Source organism: Lachnoclostridium sp. Marseille-P6806, assembly GCF_964238185.1.
GTDB lineage: Bacteria > Bacillota > Clostridia > Lachnospirales > Lachnospiraceae > Brotaphodocola.
Genome location: NZ_CAXSLG010000019.1, coordinates 1 through 4772 on the forward strand (window position 1 = coordinate 1; position 4772 = coordinate 4772).

At 47.7% G+C, this 4772-nt stretch carries 3 protein-coding genes, 1 pseudogene and 1 riboswitch; all 4 genes and pseudogenes read left to right on the forward strand.

Annotation, left to right across the window (positions count from 1 at the left end; genetic code table 11):
* Nucleotides 1-335: 335 nt before the first annotated feature.
* Entirely contained in the window at nt 336-1397 is a 1062-nt protein-coding gene (locus ACESON_RS15120; protein WP_177959582.1) for an N-acetylmuramoyl-L-alanine amidase family protein, read from the forward strand.
* A gap of 93 nt (nt 1398-1490) precedes the next feature.
* The gene (locus tag ACESON_RS15125) at nt 1491-2678 is read left to right on the forward strand and encodes a M20 family metallopeptidase (protein ID WP_373110749.1); all 1188 of its coding nucleotides are present in this window, start codon (nt 1491-1493) and stop codon (nt 2676-2678) included.
* A 100-nt stretch (nt 2679-2778) separates the two neighbouring features.
* A riboswitch (SAM riboswitch) is annotated at nt 2779-2928 on the forward strand.
* A gap of 86 nt (nt 2929-3014) precedes the next feature.
* The gene (gene metK, locus ACESON_RS15130; protein WP_373110752.1) at nt 3015-4205 is read left to right on the forward strand and encodes a methionine adenosyltransferase; all 1191 of its coding nucleotides are present in this window, start codon (nt 3015-3017) and stop codon (nt 4203-4205) included.
* 211 nt (nt 4206-4416) lie between these two features.
* Nucleotides 4417-4719 (forward strand): annotated as a pseudogene (locus ACESON_RS15135) (TnpV protein).
* Nucleotides 4720-4772 lie beyond the last annotated feature (53 nt).

Below are 4772 nucleotides of genomic sequence, written 5' to 3' on the forward strand. Positions count from 1 at the left end.
TTAACGCCTGTGGAGATAGTAGGTTACGAGGTCTGGGAAGCAGGAAGCCCATTGGCTTTAGACAATGGGTAGTTCACTTCATCACTTGACATTGTGGCAAAGAATTGGGCTGATGAGACGACCCGATGCAGGCGGAGAAGCTCGCATATTCTTCCCCTGTCAGAAAAAATGGGGAAAAATCGAAAAAGGTTAAAAAATGTTCCGGTTTCCGTAAGCAAATTGTTATGAACTGTACATATTCTGGACACGAATTTCGCTTATTATGATAATATAAAAGAAATATCAGAGTACGACGACGGGTTTCAGACGTCAGAGTAATAAAAGGAGGAGAACGTATGATGTTATGGAAAAAAGGAATGAGAGTAGTAGCTGGTGCGGGGATTCTAGCAGCAGTGTTTGCAGGGACAGCCATGGCAGCAGAGGAGAGAACGAAGATTACCAGCATTGAGCTGATTATTGATTCTGATGTACAGGTAGGAGACGAAAGCGGTGATGTGAGCGTTACTACCAATGGATCCAATTATTCTATTGAGGATGTCGAAATTGTCAATGACAATGGAGAGTGGAGCAGTGGAGATGTGCCGCAGGTGGCCATTACTCTGGAGGCAGATTCTGATTACTATTTTGGTTCTATGAGCTCCAGCAGAGTAAAGCTGCGCGGAGATGATGCCAAGTATATCAAATCTCGCCGTGAGGACAGCAGCTCCACATTAATTGTAACCATCAAGCTGGATGAGCTGGAGGGCAGCCTTGATATCGAAGATGTTGCTTGGGAAAATGATGATTCTACTACAGCAAGATGGGAGAAGTCAGAGGGCGGAAACAGCTATCAGGTACGTCTTTATCGCGGAAACAGCTCTGTAGGCGAGACTGTTACCACAACGAATACCTCCTACAATTTTGCAGACAGAATTACCAGAGAGGGTGAGTTTTATTTTAAGGTTCGTTCTGTAGGCAATGACAACAAGAAGGGTGACTGGTTTGAGTCTGATTATATTTATGTAGACGAAGAGATGCTGGAGGATATCCGCGCTGGACATTATGGAACAGGTACAGGCGGAACGACTGCGACTCCGGGCGGCTCTGGTGTGGATAAGTGGATGCGAAATGAGATTGGCTGGTGGTATCAGTATGCAAATGGTTCCTATCCGGCAAACGGATGGCTTCAGATCAGCGGGGTATGGTACTGCTTTGACAGTGCAGGCTATATGCGTACCGGTTGGATTCAGTCTGGAAATACCTGGTATTTCTGCGACCGTACCAGCGGAGCAATGCGGACTGGCTGGATTCAGGATGGCAATGCCTGGTATTACTGCAACAGTAGCGGAGCGATGTTAGCCAATACAAGAACTCCGGACGGCTACTATGTAGGTGCAAATGGAGCTTGGATTCAGTAGTTGAAAAAGACTGCTTCTTGGCTGATGTAAGCGTGCAAGAAGAGGCATGGCTGAATTGTTACAAATACAATAAAATACAGGGGATTGGGAAAAATGACAGAGGAATTTTCAGCAGAAATGCTGGCAAAGGAACTGATACAGATTGAAAGCACCAATCCGGGAGCCTGCGAAAGTGCCGTCGGGGAATTTATTTCCCGGCGGCTTTCTGGGCTTCCGGGAGTGACTGTGAAAAGACAGGAGGTGCTCCCAGGAAGGTTTAACCTGATGGCGGAGCTTCCGGGACCGGAAGAAGAGCCGGCGCTGGTGTGGATTTGTCATATGGATACGGTTGTAGTGGGAGAGGGATGGAGCAGAGATCCCTTCGGTGCAGAGGAGGAACATGGCCTTTTATATGGCAGAGGAGCCTGTGATATGAAGTCAGGTCTTGCCTGCGCCCTGTCGGCATTTGCCAAAACAGCTGCAGCTGTAGCTGAAGGCAGGAAGCTTTGTCGGCGTCTGGTTTTCATCGGCAGTGTAGATGAGGAGGATTTTATGCGGGGGTCAGAAGCCGCTATTGCCGCAGGATGGGTCAGAAAGCAGGATTGGATTCTGGATACGGAGCCTACAGACGGTCAGATTCAGGTGGCTCATAAGGGGCGGACCTGGTTTGAAGTGACGGTGACAGGCTGTACGGCTCACGCCAGCATGCCCTGGAAGGGAGCGGATGCCATTGCCGGTATGGCAGAGCTGATTCGGGAGATCCGGCTGGAGGTGGAGGCTCTTCCTCACCATGAGGATCTGGGATGGTCAACGGTTACCTTTGGCCAGATTACTGGAGGATACAGGCCTTATGTAGTTCCGGATACCTGTAAGGTATGGATTGATATGCGTCTTGTTCCGCCTACAGATACGAAGGCGGCAGAGAACATTGTGAAGCGCGCGGCAGAGGCGGCGAAAAAGGCGGTTCCAGGAATCCGGACAGATTGGAAAATTACAGGAGATTGGCCTTATGTGGAAAAGCACGAGGACTCTCCTCTTCTGGCAGCTTTGCGGGAGGCAGATGCTTCTGTTACAGGAAGGATGACGGTAACAGGTCCGTTTCCGGGGTATACGGATACAGCGGTTATTGCAGGTATTCTTGGATGTGAAAACTGTATGTCTTATGGTCCGGGAAGTCTTTCTATGGCTCACAAGCCTGATGAATTTGTTCCGCTGGAGGATATCTGGAGATGCGAAGCAGTGATGATCAGATTGGCAGAAAAGCTGGTGCTGGAAAAGAACGGTGAAGTGCAGACAGGCTAAAAAGAAAAATGAAACTTCAGGAAATTGATCTTGACAGCATTCTGTGAATCTGATAGTATATACCGTGCAACAATGGAATAACAACTGAAAAGTGCGTAATCCCTTATTCAGAGTGATGGAGATACAAAGGATCTGTGAAGTCACGGCAACCCCGGACGGCATTTTCTGTATATGCCTGGTTTTATGGCAGACGGCAGGAAGGAGCGCGTGAGGAAGGTGCCAACCTGAGCGAGAAATCGAGCAATAAGAGGATTTGATAGTTCAGATCAATCAAGTCCGCAGTAAAATTGCTACGGACTTTTCTTTTGTTTTGAAAGTATATTGAAGGAGGATATGATGGAGAAAATACTGTTTACTTCTGAATCTGTAACTGAGGGTCATCCGGATAAAATGTGCGATGCCATTTCTGATGCCATTCTGGATGCGTTGATGGAAAAAGATCCCATGAGCCGCGTTGCATGCGAAACCTGCACCACTACTGGTCTGGTTATGGTTATGGGAGAAATTACTACCAATGCATATGTAGATATTCAGTCTATTGTCCGTGAGACCGTTCGCGAAATTGGTTACGATCGTGCAAAATATGGCTTTGACTGTGATACCTGCGGCGTTCTGGTTGCTCTGGACGAGCAGTCCAGCGATATTGCCATGGGTGTAAATAAGGCTCTGGAAGCAAGAGAAAATGCGATGGACGACAGCGAGCTGGATGCTATTGGTGCAGGCGACCAGGGGATGATGTTCGGCTATGCTACCAATGAGACGGAGGAGTATATGCCGTATCCGATCGCTCTGGCTCACAAGCTGGTTCGTCAGCTGACCAAGGTGCGCAAAGATGGAACCCTGCCTTATCTTCGTCCTGATGGAAAGTCCCAGGTTACAGTAGAGTATGATAAGGCTGGACATCCCATCCGTCTGGATGCAGTGGTGCTTTCTACTCAGCATGATGAGAGTGTAACACAGGAGCAGATTCATGCAGATGTGAAGAAGTATGTTTTCGACCAGGTTCTGCCGGCAGATATGGTAGATGAGGAAACCAAATTCTTTATCAATCCCACAGGCCGTTTTGTAATTGGCGGACCTCAGGGAGACAGCGGACTGACTGGACGGAAAATTATCGTAGATACCTATGGCGGATATGCGCGTCACGGCGGCGGAGCCTTTTCTGGAAAGGACTGCACCAAGGTAGACCGTTCTGCAGCTTATGCAGCACGTTATGTGGCAAAAAATATCGTAGCAGCAGGTCTGGCTGATAAGTGTGAGATTCAGCTTTCTTATGCAATCGGCGTAGCGCACCCCACCTCTATCCGTGTAGAGACCTTTGGAACCGGCAAGCTGACAGATGAGGAGCTGGTAGCAGTTGTTCGTGAGAATTTCGATTTGAGACCGGCTGGAATTATTAAGATGCTGGATCTGAGACGTCCGATTTACAAGCAGACAGCAGCATATGGACATTTTGGAAGAACTGATGTGGAGCTTCCTTGGGAGAAGCTGGATCGTGCAGAAGCGCTGAAGGCATATTTAAAATAAAAAGTAACGATTCAGGACGGCAGGAGAACTGGCAGAAAAATTCGTGTCAAGAGTTAATATGTAAAGGGTGGTTTCTGCCATCTAATACATATGACTGCGGCTCATTTGTGGTAAATTGAAAAGCAGTTGTGAGAAAGGAGTCAAAAAGCCTTATAACCGCTGGAAATCAACACAAAAGGAGCTGAATTTTATGAAAATTATCTTTGAAGAAATGGGCGGTACATACCGTCAAGTGGGCGATTATTTCATTCCCAGCATTACTTTACCGGATGACGGCGAATATCAGATAGGCAAATACGGGCGTATGCGCCGCAGGGAACACTGTTCAAGCATTTAGCTGAAATCGATCAAGCCTGCAACGAGCGCATTGAAAAACATCGTTTCCGCTATGGCAAAGCAGGAAGGCGTAACTGAAGCGCTCAAAGCGGCTGATCAAATAGAATGGGTGCGCCGTATGAACAGTATCCGTAACCGTGCGGAAGAATTGTTCGGGAGTATCCCAAAGTTTGTGTAAACCTTCAAACTGATGTAAGATAGACTTACCAGTTTGGAGGTTTATTTTATGGC